This window comes from Novosphingobium sp. HR1a (assembly GCF_015594425.1).
GTDB classification, from domain to species: Bacteria; Pseudomonadota; Alphaproteobacteria; order Sphingomonadales; family Sphingomonadaceae; genus Novosphingobium; species Novosphingobium resinovorum_A.
In genome coordinates this window covers 1-1,819 of the sequence record NZ_JABXWS010000132.1, presented here as the reverse complement: position 1 = coordinate 1,819, position 1,819 = coordinate 1, and the positions used below count along the sequence as shown (strand labels likewise).

Below are 1,819 nucleotides of genomic sequence, written 5' to 3'. Positions count from 1 at the left end.
CTTGTTCGGCAAGTTCACGGTAAGCACTCGCCATCCCGGCGAGCCCCAGCGTCTGCATCTGGTCCAACATGGGGTGTGTCAGCATGATCGTCGCTTCCTTTCACTGATAGTAGACCCCACCGCGGATGTTGCCGTGCGATGGAGCTGGCCGGATCGGTTCTTGGGCAGGACTGGCCTGATCCAGCCCGGATTTGAGGATCGAGAGGACCGAGGCATATGTGGTGGCCTCGATTGCCAGCGCGCGGTCACAGGCCGCATCGAGACGGACATGGCCATAGCCGCGCCCTAGCGAGAGGATGCCCATCGCCGAGCGATAACCCTGCTCGGGATGGCGCCGATCACGCATCATGCGCTCGACCATGACCGCCACGTTGGTGCCCATCCTGGCCGCGCGCTCGATCAGCGATGCCGGCGTCCGGTCGGCATAACGCTGGTGAGCCTTGGGCATGTGGGCGTTGACGGTGATGTGGAACCCGCGCTGCGAACTGCGAACATGGCTGGCGACCCGTTTGTGATCCTGGAAGATCTCAACCACCCGCTGGGTCAGCCGCACATCGACCTTGCGGCCGATCAGACCATGCGGAACCGAGTAAAAGTTGCGGTCGACGGCAACGTGGTAATCGGGATGAACCTTGGCGCTCTTCCATTCAGCGTATTCGAACGGGGTAACAGGCAGCGCCTTGAGCGCCGCGCGCTCGATCTCGTCGAACAGCTCGCGGCGCGAACGACCGACGTGACGCATCGTCTTGCCATTGAGAACTTCGAGCAAGTGGCCGATCTCGGCATTGAGCACCGCCAGGTCGAAGAACTGCCGATTGCGCAAGCGCGCGATAATCCACCTTTCCGCGATCAGCACCGCGCCCTCGATCTTCCCCTTGTCCCTCGGCTTCGCCGGCCGGGTCGGCAGGACCGTCGTGTCGTAATGCTCTGCCATCGCGGCAAAGGTCGTAGTCAGGGTCGGTTCGAACCATAGCGCCTTGGCCACCCCCGCCTTGAGATTGTCGCAGACAATGGAAGCGGGCACTCCGCCGAAGTACTCCAGCGCCCGGACCTGGCCCTCAATCCAGTCAGGCAGCCGCTGGTGCAGGCTCGCCACCGCAAAGGTGTAGCTCGAGGCCCCAAGCACCGCGACGAACAGCTGTGCTTGGTGGATCTCGCCGGTGCCGGGGTCGATCAACGGGATCGTTTGACCGGCGTAATCAGTCTGCATCACCGCACCGGCGGCATGCCGATGCCGATAGGTCGGGTGGGCGCGCTTCTCGTGCGCGCCGAACTTGTCACAGAACCACGTGTAGCCAAAGCCGTCGGGATGAGCCTCGCGGTATTCCTGCCACAACAACAGCAGCGTCACGCTTTTGCGCTTCATCTCACGGGAGACCAGTTGCCAGTCCGGCTCGCTCGTATCCCGCGGCGGCCGTCCCATTTGCCGGAAGAGTTTGCGCTCCAGCGCAGCGTCATCGCCGCCGTCATCTGGCATCGGCCAACTGTCCAGCCCCGCCTCACGCGCCCGCAGCAGGTAAGTCGACACGGTCGACTTGCTTAGCCCAAGCCGCTCCGACACTTCGCGCACCGAGAGCCCACTCTCATGGGTCAGCCGCAATATCGATCTGATGTCCTTCACGTCCGCTCGTCTCGGTTGCTTCCGTCTCGGCATGGTCCCTCCAAGCTCCGCTTGCGGGGACGTTCATGCCAAACCGGCGCACCCAATGACCAACCGCACAAACTGTCCGGGACTTAGCGAAATGCCTGTCCGGGACTTTCTGAAATCACTGTCCGCGACTTACCGGAATCGCTGTCCGGGACTTTCCGAAACACGCAA

Annotated in this window: 1 protein-coding gene; it reads right to left on the bottom strand. The window is 62.7% G+C overall.

Annotation, left to right across the window (positions count from 1 at the left end; translation table 11 throughout):
• Nucleotides 1–100 precede the first annotated feature (100 nt).
• Nucleotides 101–1,654: an IS21 family transposase gene (gene istA / locus HWN72_RS30585; RefSeq protein WP_211152309.1), complete on the bottom strand. Its 1,554-nt coding sequence runs from the start codon at nucleotides 1,652–1,654 to the stop codon at nucleotides 101–103.
• Nucleotides 1,655–1,819 lie beyond the last annotated feature (165 nt).

What these genes read in the sequence shown, in the direction of transcription:
- istA (WP_211152309.1), bottom strand. Translation starts at nt 1,654, where the DNA reads ATGCCGAGACGGAAGCAACCGAGACGAGCGGACGTGAAGGACATCAGA.